The sequence below is a fragment of the Halomonas denitrificans genome (assembly GCA_019800895.1).
Classification (GTDB): Bacteria; Pseudomonadota; Gammaproteobacteria; order Xanthomonadales; family Wenzhouxiangellaceae.
The window spans coordinates 656579-670897 of the sequence record JAHVKF010000001.1 but is presented as its reverse complement, the minus strand read 5'-3'; the positions used below and the strand labels follow the sequence as shown (position 1 = coordinate 670897).

At 71.2% G+C, this 14319-nt stretch carries 15 protein-coding genes; 7 read left to right on the top strand and 8 right to left on the bottom strand.

Going from position 1 to position 14319, the window contains the following annotated elements:
• Positions 1 to 159: 159 nt before the first annotated feature.
• The 3 genes from hslU to KUV67_03000 form a co-directional block, all read right to left on the bottom strand.
• Positions 160 to 1509, bottom strand: coding sequence for an ATP-dependent protease ATPase subunit HslU (gene hslU / locus KUV67_03010; GenBank protein MBY6203840.1), 1350 nt, complete (start codon positions 1507 to 1509; stop codon positions 160 to 162).
• Entirely contained in the window at positions 1506 to 2120 is a 615-nt protein-coding gene (hslV, locus tag KUV67_03005; protein MBY6203839.1) for an ATP-dependent protease subunit HslV, read from the bottom strand. The genes hslU and hslV overlap by 4 nt, the downstream gene beginning before the upstream one ends.
• 127 nt (positions 2121 to 2247) lie before the next feature.
• Positions 2248 to 3756 carry a DUF853 domain-containing protein gene (locus tag KUV67_03000; GenBank protein ID MBY6203838.1) on the bottom strand — a complete coding sequence of 503 codons (1509 nt, stop codon included), beginning with the start codon at positions 3754 to 3756 and terminating at the stop codon, positions 2248 to 2250.
• Between the two features lie 140 nt (positions 3757 to 3896).
• Here KUV67_03000 and KUV67_02995 point away from each other — a divergent pair, with 140 nt between their 5' ends.
• A complete protein-coding gene (locus KUV67_02995; GenBank protein MBY6203837.1) occupies positions 3897 to 4148 on the top strand; it encodes a DUF2007 domain-containing protein in 252 nt (83 codons plus the stop codon).
• A 294-nt stretch (positions 4149 to 4442) separates the two neighbouring features.
• Here KUV67_02995 and KUV67_02990 read toward each other — a convergent pair whose 3' ends face one another.
• From KUV67_02990 to KUV67_02970, 5 genes are read right to left on the bottom strand one after another with little or no spacing between them, the layout of a single operon-like run.
• Complete coding sequence (locus KUV67_02990) at positions 4443 to 5333, bottom strand: tyrosine recombinase XerC (protein ID MBY6203836.1); 891 nt, start codon at positions 5331 to 5333, stop codon at positions 4443 to 4445.
• A gap of 22 nt (positions 5334 to 5355) precedes the next feature.
• The gene (locus tag KUV67_02985; GenBank protein ID MBY6203835.1) at positions 5356 to 6222 is read right to left on the bottom strand and encodes a DUF484 family protein; all 867 of its coding nucleotides are present in this window, start codon (positions 6220 to 6222) and stop codon (positions 5356 to 5358) included.
• Positions 6183 to 7010 carry a diaminopimelate epimerase gene (dapF, locus tag KUV67_02980; GenBank protein ID MBY6203834.1) on the bottom strand — a complete coding sequence of 276 codons (828 nt, stop codon included), beginning with the start codon at positions 7008 to 7010 and terminating at the stop codon, positions 6183 to 6185. Before dapF ends, KUV67_02985 begins: the two co-directional genes overlap by 40 nt.
• A gap of 25 nt (positions 7011 to 7035) precedes the next feature.
• Entirely contained in the window at positions 7036 to 7698 is a 663-nt protein-coding gene (locus KUV67_02975) for a class I SAM-dependent methyltransferase (protein ID MBY6203833.1), read from the bottom strand.
• Positions 7695 to 8009, bottom strand: coding sequence for a hypothetical protein (locus KUV67_02970; GenBank protein ID MBY6203832.1), 315 nt, complete (start codon positions 8007 to 8009; stop codon positions 7695 to 7697). Before KUV67_02970 ends, KUV67_02975 begins: the two co-directional genes overlap by 4 nt.
• Here KUV67_02970 and KUV67_02965 point away from each other — a divergent pair.
• The 6 genes from KUV67_02965 to KUV67_02940 all read left to right on the top strand — a co-directional run bounded on the left by KUV67_02965 (position 8008) and on the right by KUV67_02940 (position 14284).
• Entirely contained in the window at positions 8008 to 8697 is a 690-nt protein-coding gene (locus KUV67_02965; GenBank protein ID MBY6203831.1) for an alpha/beta fold hydrolase, read from the top strand. The two genes, KUV67_02970 and KUV67_02965, sit on opposite strands and share 2 nt — an antisense overlap.
• Positions 8694 to 9494, top strand: coding sequence for a LytTR family DNA-binding domain-containing protein (locus KUV67_02960; protein MBY6203830.1), 801 nt, complete (start codon positions 8694 to 8696; stop codon positions 9492 to 9494). The genes KUV67_02965 and KUV67_02960 overlap by 4 nt, the downstream gene beginning before the upstream one ends.
• Positions 9491 to 10417 (top strand): hydroxymethylbilane synthase, encoded by a 927-nt coding sequence (hemC, locus tag KUV67_02955; GenBank protein MBY6203829.1) that lies wholly within the window; start codon positions 9491 to 9493, stop codon positions 10415 to 10417. The genes KUV67_02960 and hemC overlap by 4 nt, the downstream gene beginning before the upstream one ends.
• A gap of 374 nt (positions 10418 to 10791) precedes the next feature.
• Positions 10792 to 11601 (top strand): uroporphyrinogen-III synthase, encoded by an 810-nt coding sequence (locus tag KUV67_02950; protein MBY6203828.1) that lies wholly within the window; start codon positions 10792 to 10794, stop codon positions 11599 to 11601.
• A gap of 59 nt (positions 11602 to 11660) precedes the next feature.
• Positions 11661 to 13067: a uroporphyrinogen-III C-methyltransferase gene (locus KUV67_02945; protein MBY6203827.1), complete on the top strand. Its 1407-nt coding sequence runs from the start codon at positions 11661 to 11663 to the stop codon at positions 13065 to 13067.
• Positions 13064 to 14284 (top strand): hypothetical protein, encoded by a 1221-nt coding sequence (locus tag KUV67_02940; GenBank protein ID MBY6203826.1) that lies wholly within the window; start codon positions 13064 to 13066, stop codon positions 14282 to 14284. Before KUV67_02945 ends, KUV67_02940 begins: the two co-directional genes overlap by 4 nt.
• The last annotated feature ends 35 nt before the right edge of the window (positions 14285 to 14319 follow it).

The window sequence follows — 14319 nt, the reverse complement described above, 5'->3', positions numbered from 1 at the left end:
TCTACGGCACGCATCGTGACGCGCGAAGGTGCCGAGGGTCACGGAATCGGACCGGATTCCGGCCGATCGCCTTGCAGCCGGGCTCCGTTCGGTCGGCTGCACGCGCAACCCGCGCCCGGGCGAGGCGGGCCCGGAACGAGGCCGGCTGCCGCCTCGGGCCTAGAGGATGTAGCGGCTCAGGTCCTGGTCTTCGGCCAGGTCGCCGAGGTGCTCGTCGACATAGGCGGCATCGATGGTCAGCGCTTCGCCCGAACGATCCGGTGCGGCGTAGGACACCTCGTCGAGGAGGCGCTCCATGACCGTGTGCAGGCGACGGGCGCCGATGTTCTCGGTGCCCTCGTTGACCGAGAAGCTGATCTCGGCGATCCGTCGGATCGCGTCGTCGGCGAAGTCCAGGTCCACGCCCTCGGTCTTCATCAGCGCCCGGTACTGCTCGGTCAGCGATGCATCGGGCTCGGTCAGGATGCGCTCGAAGTCCGGCGCGGTCAGCGCCCGCAGCTCGACGCGGATCGGCAACCGGCCCTGGAGTTCGGGAACGAGATCCGAAGGCTTGGCCAGGTGGAAGGCGCCGGAGGCGATGAACAGGACGTGGTCCGTATCGATCGGCCCGTACTTGGTATTGACCGTGCAACCCTCGACCAGCGGCAGAAGGTCGCGCTGGACGCCTTCGCGCGACACCTCGCCGGAGGCGCCGCCCTCGGCGCGCCGGCACACCTTGTCGATCTCGTCGAGGAACACGATGCCGTTCTGCTGCGCGTTGGCCAGGCCGGTCTGCTTGACCTCCTCGTCGTTGATCAGCGCGGCGGCCTCCTGTTCGATCAGCAGCGGCAGCGCGTCGCGCACCTTCATCCGGCGCTTCTGGCGCTTGTCGCCGGACAGGTTGGAGAACATCTGCTGCAGCTGCTGGGTCATCTCCTCCATGCCCGGCGGCGTCATGATGTCGACGCCGATGTTCATCTGCACCTCGATCTCGACTTCGCGGTCGTTCAGCTCGCCGGCCAGCAGCTTCTTCATCAGCTTGCGCCGGGTCTCGTCGCTGTGGTCCCCGTCGACCGGCGCTGTCGGTGCGTTGGCGAAGCCGCTGGTGGCGCGCTTCGGCAGCAGGAGGTCGACCACGCGCTCGCAGGCCGCGTCCTCGGCGCGCGATCGCACCGAGCGCATCGCGTCGTCGCGAGCCATCTTGACGGCCACTTCGACCAGGTCGCGGATGATCGACTCGACGTCCTTGCCGACGTAGCCGACCTCGGTGAACTTGGTTGCCTCGACCTTGACGAACGGCGCACGGGCCAGGGCAGCGAGGCGGCGGGCGATTTCCGTCTTGCCCACACCGGTCGGGCCGATCATCAGAATGTTCTTCGGCGTGATCTCCGGCCGCAGCTTCTCGTCGACCTGCATCCGGCGCCAGCGGTTGCGCAGGGCGATCGCCACGGCGCGTTTCGCGGCCGCCTGGCCGATGATGTAGCGGTCCAGTTCCTGGACGATTTCGCGCGGGGTCATGTAGGACATCAGGAGCGTTCCTCGTCGCCGGCCTTGTCGCCGTGGTTTTCGATCTCGAGCGTCTCGATCAGGTGATTGCCGTTGGTGTAGATGCAGATCTCCGCGGCCACGCCCAACGCCTCGCGGCAGATGGTCTCCGCGTCGGCCTCGGAGTGGCGGAGCAGGGCGGTCGCGGCCGCCTGCGCGAAGGGACCCCCGGAGCCGATCGCGATCAGGCCCTGCTCGGGCTCGATCACGTCGCCGTTGCCGGAGATGATCAGCGAGGCTTCCTGGTCGGCCACGGCCAGCAGGGCTTCCAGTCGCCGCAGCAGGCGGTCCGTGCGCCAGTCCTTGGCCAGTTCGACGGCCGCCCGCGTGAGGTGGCCCGAGTGCTGCTCCAGCTTGGCCTCGAAGCGCTCGAACAGGGTGAAGGCATCGGCCGTGGCGCCGGCGAACCCGGCCAGGACCCGGTTCTTGTACAGCCGGCGCACCTTGCGCGCGTTGGACTTCATGATCGTGTTGCCGAGCGTGACCTGTCCGTCGCCACCGATGACGACCTGGTTGCCGCGGCGGACCGAGACGATGGTGGTCCCGTGGAAGTCGAGGGACCCGGGGGAGTTCGTGCTGCCGTGAGAAGCGACCATTCGGCTGACCTGCGTTGCGTGAACCGACGACATGGGGCCGCGCCGGACGCGGCTCAAGCGGAATCGTCGGGTTCGCCGGGCCGGGCTGCCCGCAGAAGCGGTCCTTCGTGCCGGACGGCGGCGCGGCTCAGCGGCGTTTCAGCGCGCCGAGCAGCCCGCGCGACAGTTCCCGGCCGAGCGTGGAGCCGATCGAGCGCAGCGTCGACTTCCAGAACGCCTCGCCGCTGCTCTGGCGGTTCGAGCGCCGCCCGGACGAGCGGCGAGAGGTCCGGTCCGCCTCGCGCGCGGCCTTTTCGGCCGCCTTCTCTGCGGCCTCGCGTTCGCGCGAGGCCTGCTCCTCCTCTCGGGCCTTCTGTGCCGCTTCGGCGGCGGCCTCGGCCTGGGCGGCGAGGCGTTCGAAGGCCGACTCTCGGTCGATCGCATGGTCGTATTTCGGCCCGATCGGGCTGCGCGCACGGACCGCGGCACGCTCCTCCGGGGCGAGCACCCCCATGCGGCAGCGTGGCGGGGAGATCAGCGCGCGGTCGACCGGCTGCGGCACGCCCTTGCCGGCCAGGGTCGACACCAGGGCTTCGCCGACGCCGAGCTGGGTGATCGCCTCCTCGACATCGATGTCCGGGTTCTGGACGAAGGTCTCGGCGGCGGCGCGAATCGCCTTCTGATCGCGGGGCGTGAACGCGCGCAGGGCGTGCTGGACCCGGTTGCCGAGCTGACCGAGGATTTCGTCGGGCACGTCGTCGGGGTTCTGGCTGCAGAAATACACGCCGACGCCCTTGGAGCGGATCAGGCGCACGACCTGCTCGACACGCTGCTGCAGCGCCGGGGGGCAGTCGTCGAACAGCAGGTGGGCCTCGTCGAAGAAGAACACCATGCGCGGCCGGCCGGCGTCGCCGACCTCGGGCAACTGCTCGAACAGCTCCGACAGCAACCACAGCAGGAAGCTGGAATAGAGCTTCGGCTTGAGGATCAACTGGTCGGCGGCCAGCACGTTGATCACGCCCCGGCCGGACAGGTCCTGGCGCATCAGGTCCTCGAGCACCAGCGCCGGCTCGCCGAAGAAGCGTTCGGCGCCGTCGGCCTCGAGCCGCAGCAACGAGCGCTGGATCGCGCCGATGCTGGAGGTGTTGACCAGGCCGAACTCGGCGCTGATCTCCCTGCGGTTCTCGGCGACGTGGTTCAGCAGGGCGCGCAGGTCCTTCAGGTCGAGCAGCATCAGGCCGCTCTCGTCGGCGACCCGGAACACCACGTTGAGCACGCCTTCCTGCGTGTCGTTCAGCTCCAGCATCCGGGCCAGCAGCACCGGGCCGATCTCGGTGATCGTGGTCCGCACCGGATGCCCCTGCTCGGCATAGAGATCCCACAGCACGACCGGGTTCGGTTCCTGGACGTAGTCCTCGATGCCGATGAACTCGAGGCGCTCGTCGATCTTCGGGTGCGGTGTCCCGGCGGCGGCCAGGCCCGCGATGTCGCCCTTCGCATCGGCCATGAAGACCGGCACGCCCATTCGCGAGAAGCCCTCGGCCATGACCATCAGCGTGACCGTCTTGCCGGTGCCGGTGGCCCCGGCGACCAGGCCGTGGCGATTCGCGTAGCGGCCTTCGAGGCGGACCTGCCCGGCACCCTTGCCGAGAAGAATGGAGGGGTTCGTCACCGTGGGGCTCCGAGGATAGGTTCGGACCGATGGTAGCCCAGCCGGCACGACGCGGCACGCGCGGCGATGCGGGTAAGCTGGAAACAGAACACCGCCCCCGTCCCGGACGGGAAGGAGAGTCGCCGATGGCCCTGGTCACGATCGAGAAACTCAACGATGCCGCCCTGGCGCAGGTCGTGCGCATGAAGCTGGACGCCGAGGGCATTCCGGTCCACCTCGGCTCGGCCGGCCATGCCTCCCTGTTCGGTGCTGCCGACGGCTACAGCGCCATTCGCATCCAGGTCCCGGAAACCTTCGAAGCCCGCGCCCGGACGATCGTGTCCGAACTCATGGCCACGCTGCAGACCCTCCAGGCCGACGACGACGCCGAAGATTGACCGCTCGAGCGAATTTCAGACTTCCATAACTACCGCAGATGAACGCAGATGGACGCCGATGAAAAGCGTTCGGAAGCGGGGCGAGGCCAGAGATCGAAGACGGCGGCAAAGCGAGGTGCTGCCTTGTGCTCTGACCGCACACGGTTCAGTTCTCGGTTCTCAGGTCTCAGGAACCGCAATTCAGGGCAGCCTCTCGATCCTGCAATTTGCAGTGTTCCGGTCCCCGCTCTTATCTGCGTTCATCCGCGTTCATCTGCGGTTTCCATTGCATCTAAGCCTTGAGTGGCTTGACCGTCAGCCGCGACCGCGGGCGCGGGGGTGGGTGCGGTCGTAGACTTCGGCGAGGTGCTGGAAGTCGAGGTGGGTGTAGATCTGGGTCGTCGACAGGTTGGCGTGGCCGAGCAGTTCCTGCACGGCCCGCAGGTCGCCCGACGACTCGAGGATGTGCGAGGCGAAGGAGTGGCGGAGCTGGTGCGGATGGACGTGCTGGCCCAGGCCCTGCTCGCGCGCGCGCACGGCCATCCGCTGCTGGATCGCCCGCACGCTCAGCGGCTTGCCCTTCAGCGTGGTGAAGATCACGTCCTCGTTGCCGTGGGTGGCGTCGTGGTGATGAGGACGCCATGCGGCCAGCGCGGCGAGCGCGTGTCGCCCGACCGGCACGATCCGCTCCTTGTCGCCCTTGCCGATCACCCGCAGCAGGCCTTCGCGCTCGTCGAGCCGCGACCAGCGGGCGTCGGCCAGCTCGCTGACCCGCAGGCCGGAGGAATAGCAGAGCTCCATCAGCGCCCGGTCGCGCACGTCCAGCGCGCCGTCGCCGGGCAGTTCGAGCAGTTTCAGGACCTGGTCCGGGTCGAGCGTGACCGGCAGCTTGCGACGCGTCCGCGGCGCCTTGAGGTCGGCCGCCGGATTGCCGGTCACGCGACCGTCGCGCTGTAGCCAGTCGAACCACTTGCGGATCGCCGAAAGCCGGCGCTGGATCGTGCGCGGGTCCAGGCCGGCGCGCATCTCCGCCGCCGCAAAGCCGCGCAGCGCAGGCAGGTCGAGGTCGTCGATCCGGTCCAGGTCGCGACGCCGGGCCCAGTCCAGCAGGCGGCGCAGGTCGCGCCGGTAGGCATCGAGGGTGCGGGGGCTGAGGCGGCCGGCGCGTTCGGCGTCAGCCAGGAACCGGTCGATCGCCGCGGCCAGCTCGCTCGGCGCGGCGCCGTGGTCAGGCGCTGCGGCGTTGCCCACGATCGGCGGCCAGGGCGGCCAGGCGGCGCGCCAGCGTTTCGCCGAGCAGTTCGAGGAACAGCGTGCCCATGCCTGGCTGGAAGCGCTCGTCGGCGTGCGCGCCGATGGCCAGCAGGCCCGCGTCGCCGATCGGGACCAGGGCCGCCGATCCGATCTCGTCGGCCTCGTCGCCGAACAGCCATTCGCGTTTCTGCCGGGTCAGGCGGCCGCACTCGGGCCGGCGCTCGTCGACGACCGGCTGGAGCCAGTCCGGAACCTCGCCGTCCCAGGCCTCGACCAGCACTCCCTCGGCCGCCACGTCGGAGGCGACGCGGAGCTTGATCCGCAGGGTGTCGGCGCGGAAGTCGGCGCGCAGCCGGCGGGCCAGTTCGTCGAACAGCTCGGCCGGGTTCTCGGTGGCGGTCAGCGCCAGGGTCAGCGTGTGCAGGCGACGCATCAGCTGCTCGTTCTCGCCGGCGATCGCACCGAGTTCGGCCAGCTGGCGGCGCAGGCGCTCGTTCTCGTCGACCAGTCGCCGGCTGCGGAACTCGGTCAGGGAGACAGCCTCGTCGCCGACCGGCACCTGCAGCCGTTCGGCCAGTTCGGGCCGATCGGTGAGAAAATCGGTGAGAACGTCGGTGAGAACGTCGGGGTGGTCGAGCAGCCACGCGGCCACGCGCTCGGGCGCGAGGTCATCGGCAAGGGGTTGGCCGTCGGCGGCTTCACCATTCGCTTCACGATTCACTTCACGATTCACTTCGCGATCCGCTCCGGAATCCGGGTCGCGATTCATGTCGCCATTCGTGTTGCCGTTCATGTCGCCACTCAGGGGGTCGGGTCGGGGTTCGTTGCGGCGGTCGGCCATGCGATCGTTCCTTCGAAGACAACGCGAGCCGGGCCGGTGAGTCGGACCCGGGACTCTCCGGGAATCCAATCTACCACAACGATTCCGCCCGGCTGCTCGACCCGGACCGGCGACTCGACCGCACCGGCGTCGATCAGCGCCGCCGCCGCCGCGCAGGCACCGCTGCCGCAGGCCGGCGTCGGGCCGGCGCCGCGCTCGTGAACTCGCAGTTCGATCCGGTGCGGATCACGGACGTAGGCGATGCCGAGATTCAGCTCGGCGGCGTCGGGCTGCGCGCGTCGCGCGTCCTCCAGGCGTTCCGGGTCCGGCGGCCGGTCGATCGTGAGCACGCGATGCGGGTTGCCTAGGCGGACGTCGCGCCGCGTCGCATCGCCGGGGCCGAGCTCCAGCCCCGGCAGTTCGGCCGACCACGCGGAGGCGCCGTCCGCGGCATCGGCCCGGGCGAGGCGGACGCGACCGGCGGGCGTGCCGATGTCCAGGCCGCCTTGCGGCAGTTCGCCGCGCGCGTCGAGCCAGGCGGCCAGCGCGCGCATGCCGTTGCCGCATTGCTCGGCGGGGCTGCCGTCGGCGTTGTGGATGACCACGTCGAAGGCGTGCCCGGAACGCGGCGGCTGGATCCGGAGCAGCTGGTCGAAGCCGACGCCGAGGCGGCGGTCGGCCAGGCGGCGGATCAGGTCGGGTGAAAGCGCGGGCCCGCCCGGACGCGAGTCGACCAGCAGGAAATCGTTGCCCAGCCCCTCGAGCTTGACGAAGGCCAGCAAGGACGGCCCGGGCTTCGCGTCGGTCATCGCCGGGTCACCGGTTCGGTCGGTTTCATTCCGGCAGGCGGCCGTGCACCATCCAGTGCCGGTCGGAGACCCGCTCGACGTCCAGGGCCAGGCCGGAGTCGTCGAGCTGGCGGCGGACCTCGTCGACGGTCCAGGCCGCGCACAGGCTGTTGAAGAAGTCCTCGCGCAACAGCTCGGGCTCGTCGGCGGCGTAGCGATCGACCAGCGCGCGCGCTTCGTCCTCACTGTCCGGTCGATCGAGGTCCATGACCTGGACATAGGCACCGGGCGCTCCGACCTGGCGCACGGTGATCCACAGCGCCGAGGGTTCGGGCAGGTGGTGGAGCAGGCTGTTGGAGACCACCGCCTGGAAATCGGCCTCGGGCAGGTTGCGGTCCGGCAGGCGGGCGAGCTGGAACTCGATCCGCTCCGCGAACGGTACGCCGCGCACGGCGCGTCGAGCGGCGTCGAGCATGTTCCGGCCCGCGTCCATGCCGACGATGTGCCAGTCCGGCAGTCCGGCGGCGATCCGCAGGCAGATGTCGCCGGGGCCGCAGCCGAGGTCGACCAGGCGCCCGGGAGAGGCATCGTCCAGCGCCCGGCAGACGCGGTCGGCGAAGGCCTGGTTGCCCTCGTCGAAATCGGCCGCGGCGTAGGCCTCGACCTGGTCCACGCTGTCCATCAGTTCGGGCTCGGGAATGCGCTTCATCGAGGCGTTTCCGGTTGCCGGTGCAATGGCTGGCTGTGGCTGCGTGCGTCGTCCTCGCCGTCGCTCAGGTCGTCGTCACGCCCGTTGTCCGCATCGGAGCCGTCCGGGTCGGAGGCGGTCGGGTCGGCGGCGGTCGGCGGTTCGGCCGGAAGAAACAGGTCGCCCTTCAGCCCGCAACCGGCAAGCAGCAGCAGCGCGAGGCCGGCCAGCGCGAGGCTGGACGGCACGGGGCGGGCGACCCGCCGGGGCGACGTCGACCCGGGCCGGGCCGGGTCCAGGCGACCCGGTGCAGCGGTTAGAATCCGTGGCATGAACTACCTCGATTCGAATCGACTCGAATGCATCGTGACCGAAACCGGTCCGGACCCCGACGCCAGCGTGATCTGGCTGCACGGCCTGGGCGCGGACGGTCACGATTTCGAGCCGATTGTACCGCAGCTCCAGCGCAGCTCCGCGCGGTCGATCCGCTTCGTTTTCCCTCATGCGCCGGTCCGTCCGGTCACGGTCAACGGCGGCATGGAAATGCGCGCCTGGTACGACATCGCCGGCATGGACATCGCCCGCGACCAGGACCGCGAGGGGATCGCCGATTCGGTCGCCCGCGTCGATCGCCTGATCGACGACGAGATCGAGCGCGGCGTCCCGGCCGAGCGGATCGTCCTCGCCGGGTTCTCCCAGGGCGGCGCGATCGCGCTGCGCTGCGGCCTGGCGCGCTCCGAGCGCCTGGCCGGCGTGATCGCCCTGTCGTGCTACCTGCTCGAGGCCGACGAGATCGACACGTGGTCGACGGCCCCGGGGCGCGCCGCGCCGGTCTTCATGGGCCACGGCAGCATGGACCCGGTCGTGCCGATGGCGCTCGGCCGCCACGCGGCGGAACGGCTCGTCGCGGTCGACGTGGACGTGCAGTGGCAGGCCTGGGTGATGGCGCACGGCGTGCATCCCGACGAGATCTCCGCCATCGATCGCTGGCTGGCCGAGCGGCTCGGAGTGCCGGCGTGAATTCCGCGGCGGCCTGCCGGGTCATGGTGGTCGACGACGAACCCCCGGCCGTCGAGCGAATGGTTTCGCTGCTCGGCGCGGAACCCGGTGTGCAGGTGGTCGGCTGCGAGTCGCGCGCATCAAGGGTGGTCGAGCGCTGTCGTTCGCTGGCGCCCGACCTGGTCCTGCTCGATATCGAGATGCCGGGCGCGAACGGGTTGGACCTGGCGCGCGAACTGCGCCGCCTCGACCCCGCGCCGGCGGTCGTGTTCGTGACCGCGCACGACGACTATGCGGTCGACGCCTTCGACATCCCGGCCATGGATTACCTGGTCAAGCCGGTCCGGGCGGAACGGCTGCGCACGGCGCTGGCGCGCCTGCATCGACGCGGGCCGGCCCCTGCCGAGGGCGCCCTGGCGGCCCGGGTCGGCGAGCGGCTGCTGCGGATCCCGCTCGACCAGGTCCGCGCGCTGGTGTCCGAAGACAAGTGCACCGTCGTGCACGCCACCGGCGGCCAGGCGCTGTGCGACGCCACGCTGAAGGACCTCGAGGCCCGTCACGCCGACCGCTTCGTTCGCGTCCACCGATCGGCGCTGGTCAGCCGGCCCCACCTTCGCTCGCTGTTCCGCGACGCCGAGGGCGTCGAGCGCGTCGCGGTCGACGGAATCGCGCTCGAGCCCGAGGTCTCGCGTCGCAATCATTCCGCCGTCAAACGGTTGGTGACCGGAGAATCCGCCGAGTCGTCGCACGAGAAGCCGGCCGGGCGATCGCACAGCACGGCGACGGACGATGACGCCACCGGCAGGAAAACGACATGAATCCACGCACCATCGCCACGCGCAAGAGCCGTCTGGCCCTGTGGCAGACCGAGTACGTCCGCGACGAACTGCGGGCCGCCCACCCGGAGCTGGCCCTGGACCTGCTGCCCTTGAGCACACGCGGGGACGAGGTGCTGGATCGTTCGCTGGCCGAGATCGGCGGCAAGGGCCTGTTCCTGAAGGAACTCGAACAGGCCATCGTCGACGGCCGCGCCGACCTCGCGGTGCACTCGTTGAAGGACGTGCCGGCGCGCATGCCCGACGGCCTGGTCCTTGCCGCCTGGCTGCCCCGGGCCGATCCCGCCGATGTCTGGATCACTCGCGACGGGACGCCGATCGAGGAGCTGCCGGCCGGCAGCCGGGTCGGCAGTTCCAGCCTGCGGCGGATCCGCCAGCTCGAGGCGCTTCGCCCGGACCTCGAGGTCGTCCCGCTGCGCGGCAATGTCGAAACCCGGATGAACGCGGTGTTCGACGGCCGGATCGACGCGACGATTCTCGCCGCGGCCGGTGTCCGCCGCCTCGGCGTGGAGCCGCGCCAGGCGCTGGAACTGCCGATCGAAGGCTGGCTTCCGGCGCCGGGCCAGGGCGTGATCGCCATCGAATGCCGCGCGGACGACCGGGAGCTGCACGAGTTGCTCGCGGCGATCAGCTGCGAAACGACCCGCACGGCGGTCGCGGCGGAGCGGGCCGTGGTCGATCGCCTCGGCGCCGACTGCCGGATGCCGCTGGCGGCCCTGGCCCACGTCGCCGACGGCCGGGTCCATCTCCGGGCACGGATCGGCGGTACGGGCGGGGTGCTGGTCGACGTCGAGCTGGAAGGCGCGACGGGCGATGCCGACGCCCTGGGCCGGGAGGCGGCCGATCGCTTGCTGGCGTCCGGCGGCGCGGACATCCTGGCCGAACTGGGCGTGGACATCGGCTAGGCCGGAACCGAGGCGCTCGTGGCGATTGGCCGCAGGTGCCGAGCGACGGGCGGCAGGGCGGGGCTGGACAGCGGCCACGCGCCTGTGCCACAATCGATCCAACGCTTCGGGGGAATCGGAATCAGGCAGTTTCCCCGGACCGGGACCGACCAGGCCCACAGGCTAGACCACGATTCGCTTTTCCGGGTGTCGCCCACGACGTTGTTGATTGATGTGCGTCCCCCTACTGCCAACGCCAACACGCAAGCCCCCTGCACGTTGGTCGGCAATGTCAGACACCCGGAATCTATCCCCGAGGCCCGCTGCGCGCAGCGGGCCTCGTTCGTTTCGATCGCGGTGAGCCACCGCGAGACGCGATGGCCCGACCGGCTGGCGTGACCGCTTCCTTGACCGCCGCCCCCACGCCGCGCACTCCCGACCGATCCGACGCGAGGCCGCTGGTCGTCGTGACCCGCGCCGCGCCGGACGACAGCGGCCTCGTCGAGCGACTGGCCCACGACGGCTTCGACGCGCTGGCCTGCCCGCTGCAGCGGCGCGTGCCGGTCGACGAGGACGCGCTGGCCGCCGCCTTCGAGGCGCAGGGACCGGTCGACGTTCTGGTCCTCACCAGCCCGCACGCGGCCGACGTCGCCGCCGACGTGCTCGGCATGGGGCGGCTCGGTGAAGCGCAACTCATCGCGCCCGGCGCCGGCACGGCAGCGCGCCTGGCGGATCGTTCGGGAGGCCAGGCCCGGGTGCAGTTTCCCCGGTCCGGCGGGACCAGCGAAGACGTGCTCGAATTGCCCGAGCTCGCGTCCGATCGCGTTGCGGGCCGGCGGGTCGTGATCCTCGCGGCTCCCGGCGGACGGCGCCTGATTGCCGATACGCTGCGCGGCCGTGGTGCGGAGGTGGTGCGTCTCGCGCCCTATCTTCGAGAAGCCGTGGCGCCGTCCGATGCGCTGGTCGCGGCGCTGGACCGGAAACGCCCGACGATCACGCTGCTGTCGAGCGCCGCCGCCCTGGCCGGGCTCGATCGCGGACTGGGGGCCGCGCTGCGGGATCGCTGGCTGGCCGGCGGGTTCGTCGTGTCCTCTCGCCGCCTCGCCGATGCGCTGCGTGGTCTGGGTGCCGGTCAAATCGAAGTCGCCGATGGCGCGTCCCCGGACGCGATGCACCGCGCGCTGACGACCCTGGCCGCTCGCTGACCCCGCCACCGCTGCAGTTCCGGTAGCATCGGGGGTCGGTCGAACCTCGAATCATTCCGATGAGCGAACGCAAGTCCAGCGAAACCGACCCGGACGCCACCGGTCCGAGCGCTTCCGGCACCGACCCGGAGCCGGGCGACGAGGCCACCGAAACGACCCGGACAGGGGGCAAGGACGAGGCGGGCGTCGCGTCGGAAGGCTCGGCCGGAAGCGCGTCGGAAGACGCATCTCGCAAGCCGGCGCCGTCCCGGCGCGGAGGCGGCCGTGGGATTGCGGTGCTGGCCCTGCTGGCCGCGATCGCCGCGCTGGTCCTGGCAACCCGCCCGTACTGGGGCGAGGGCAGCGACGGGCGGTCCGCGAACGCACTCTCCGCCGACGACGTGCGCCAGCTGGATCGGCAGCTTGCCGACCGGCTCGAGCAACGCCTTGCCGATCGCATCGATCCGCTGCAGTCCGGGCTGGACGAACTGGACGCGCTGGCCGCCCGGGTCGATGCGCTCGCCGAGCGCCTCGACGCGATGGACGGGTCGATCGCGGAATCGGTCGAACGCTCGATCCAGCAATCGATGGGCGAGGGCGCATCGCAGGTCGAGGCCCTGACCCGGCGCGTCGGTCGGCTGGAGGGCACCCAGTCCAGCGCCGAGGCCAGCCTCGAAGCGCGCATGGCCGCGCTCGAACAGCGCATCGAGCAGCGGGTCGAGGGGCTGCAACAGCGGCTCGGTACGCTCGGCGACGACCTGGAGCAGGCCGGTCGGGAGAGTGCGCGACGCCTGGCCCTGGTCCACGCGCGGGCCCTGCTGCTGCAAGGACGCGACCGGCTCGAACTCGACGGCGACGTGGACGCGGCGCGGGCCGCGTGGTCGCGCGCCGCGGAGCGGCTGCGGGAGGTCGGAGCGGTGGCCGGAGCACCCGCGCCGGCGGCCGACGCGCTGGATCGTCTGGTCGAGGCGGCCCGTGCCCTCGAGGCGACCGATACCGCCGGCCGCGTGCAGCGCCTGGATGCGCTGGCCGCCGCGGTCGACGCATGGCCGGCAGTCCGACCGGCAGGGACGACGGCGGGTGCGAACGAGCGCCCGGATTCCGCCGAGCGCGACGACGAAGCGGGCTGGCGCGAACGGGTCGGCTCGGCCTTCGGCCGCCTGGTCCGCGTCGAGCGTCTCGATGACGCGGCGCCGAACCCGGCCGAGGTGGACCGGGCCCGCGAGCGGATCCGCGCGGCGCTTGCCGCCGCCGCCGTGGCCGCCGCGCGCTCCGACCATGACACGGCGACGGTATTGATCGAGCGGGCCGCCGCCGATCTCCGCGCCTATCTCGACACGGAGGCGCGCGTTGTCCGGCAGGCGCTGGAGCAGCTCGACGAGCTGGCTCGCGAACCGGACGAGCCGGGCGTTCCGGACGCCTTCGATGCCGCCGCGGCGGCGGTCGAGGCCGGCCTCGAGACGACTCGCCCGGAGTCGACGCGATGAAGCGGTTCGCGGTGATCGTCACGGCGCTGGTGCTGCTGGCCGTTGCCGTGATCGGCGGGGCCTGGCTGGCGCCGCGACTGATGGCGGACCCGGGGCTGGTGCTGATCGAAGCCGGCGGACTGCGGCTGCAGATGTCGCTGCTCGTGCTGGTCGGAGCGGTCCTGCTTTCCTGGCTGGTCCTGGCCCTGACCGTTGCCGTGCTGCGGGCGCCGGGTAAAGCGGCCCGTCGGCTGCGCGAAGCCAATGACCGTCGCAACCTCGATCGCGGCCTGATGGCGCTCACCGAGGGCCGCTGGGCCGATGCGGAGCGATCGCTGGGTCGGGCCCTGAAGCGCCGCGATTCGACCGCCGGTTACCTGGCGGCCGCGCGCGCGGCCCAGGGCCAGTCGGCAGATCAGCGCAGGGACCTGTATCTCGAGCAGGCCGATCGCAGGTTCGGCCAGAAGCACTTCATCACCATGCTGACGCGCGCCCGGTTGCTGCTGGCCGACGGCCAGGCCGAGGACGCGGTGCCGGTGCTCGAAGACCTGCACCTGAAGAAGAAGAAGCACGAGGGCGTGCTCCGCCTGCTGCTCCAGGCCTATCAGCAGACCGAGCGCTGGCACGAGGTGCGCCTGCTGGTGCCGGCGTTGCACAAGGCCGGCCTGGTCGACGCGGAACGCGCCGACGGGCTGGTCCGCCTGGCCGCCGCGCGCGAGCTGGCTGAGGCCGGCGACGTCGGCGAGCTCCAGGGCACATGGCGCTCGCTGAAATCGGCGTTGAAGCAGCATCCGGAGGTGGTGACCGCGTTCGCGCGTCGCGCACTGGAATTCGACCGCGCCGAGCTGGCCGAGCCGGAGCTGCGTCGCCTGCTCGCGGTGGAGCTCGACGACGACCTGCTCGACCTGTACTCCGAGGCCGACGAGGCCGATCGTGCGGCCCGGATCCGGGCCTGTCGGGAGTGGCTGAGGGAGTCGCCGGACTCGGCGGCCCTGCATCGTGCGCTGGGTCGCCTGTATCTGGACCACCGCGACGACGAACGAGCACGCGAGCATCTCGAACAGGCCGTCCGCGCGCGCCCAGACGCCCGCGCGTTCGCGGCCCTCGCGCGGGTCCACGATCGCGCCGGCCAGCTCGATGCGGCCACTCGCTGCTACCGGAATGCCCTTCGACTCGAACAGGGCAGGGCACCCGAACCCCTGCCGCCCCCGGGCGCGGCCGCGAGCGACGCCGGCTGACGCAGGGCACCGACGAGCCGCGCCGACAGCCGGCG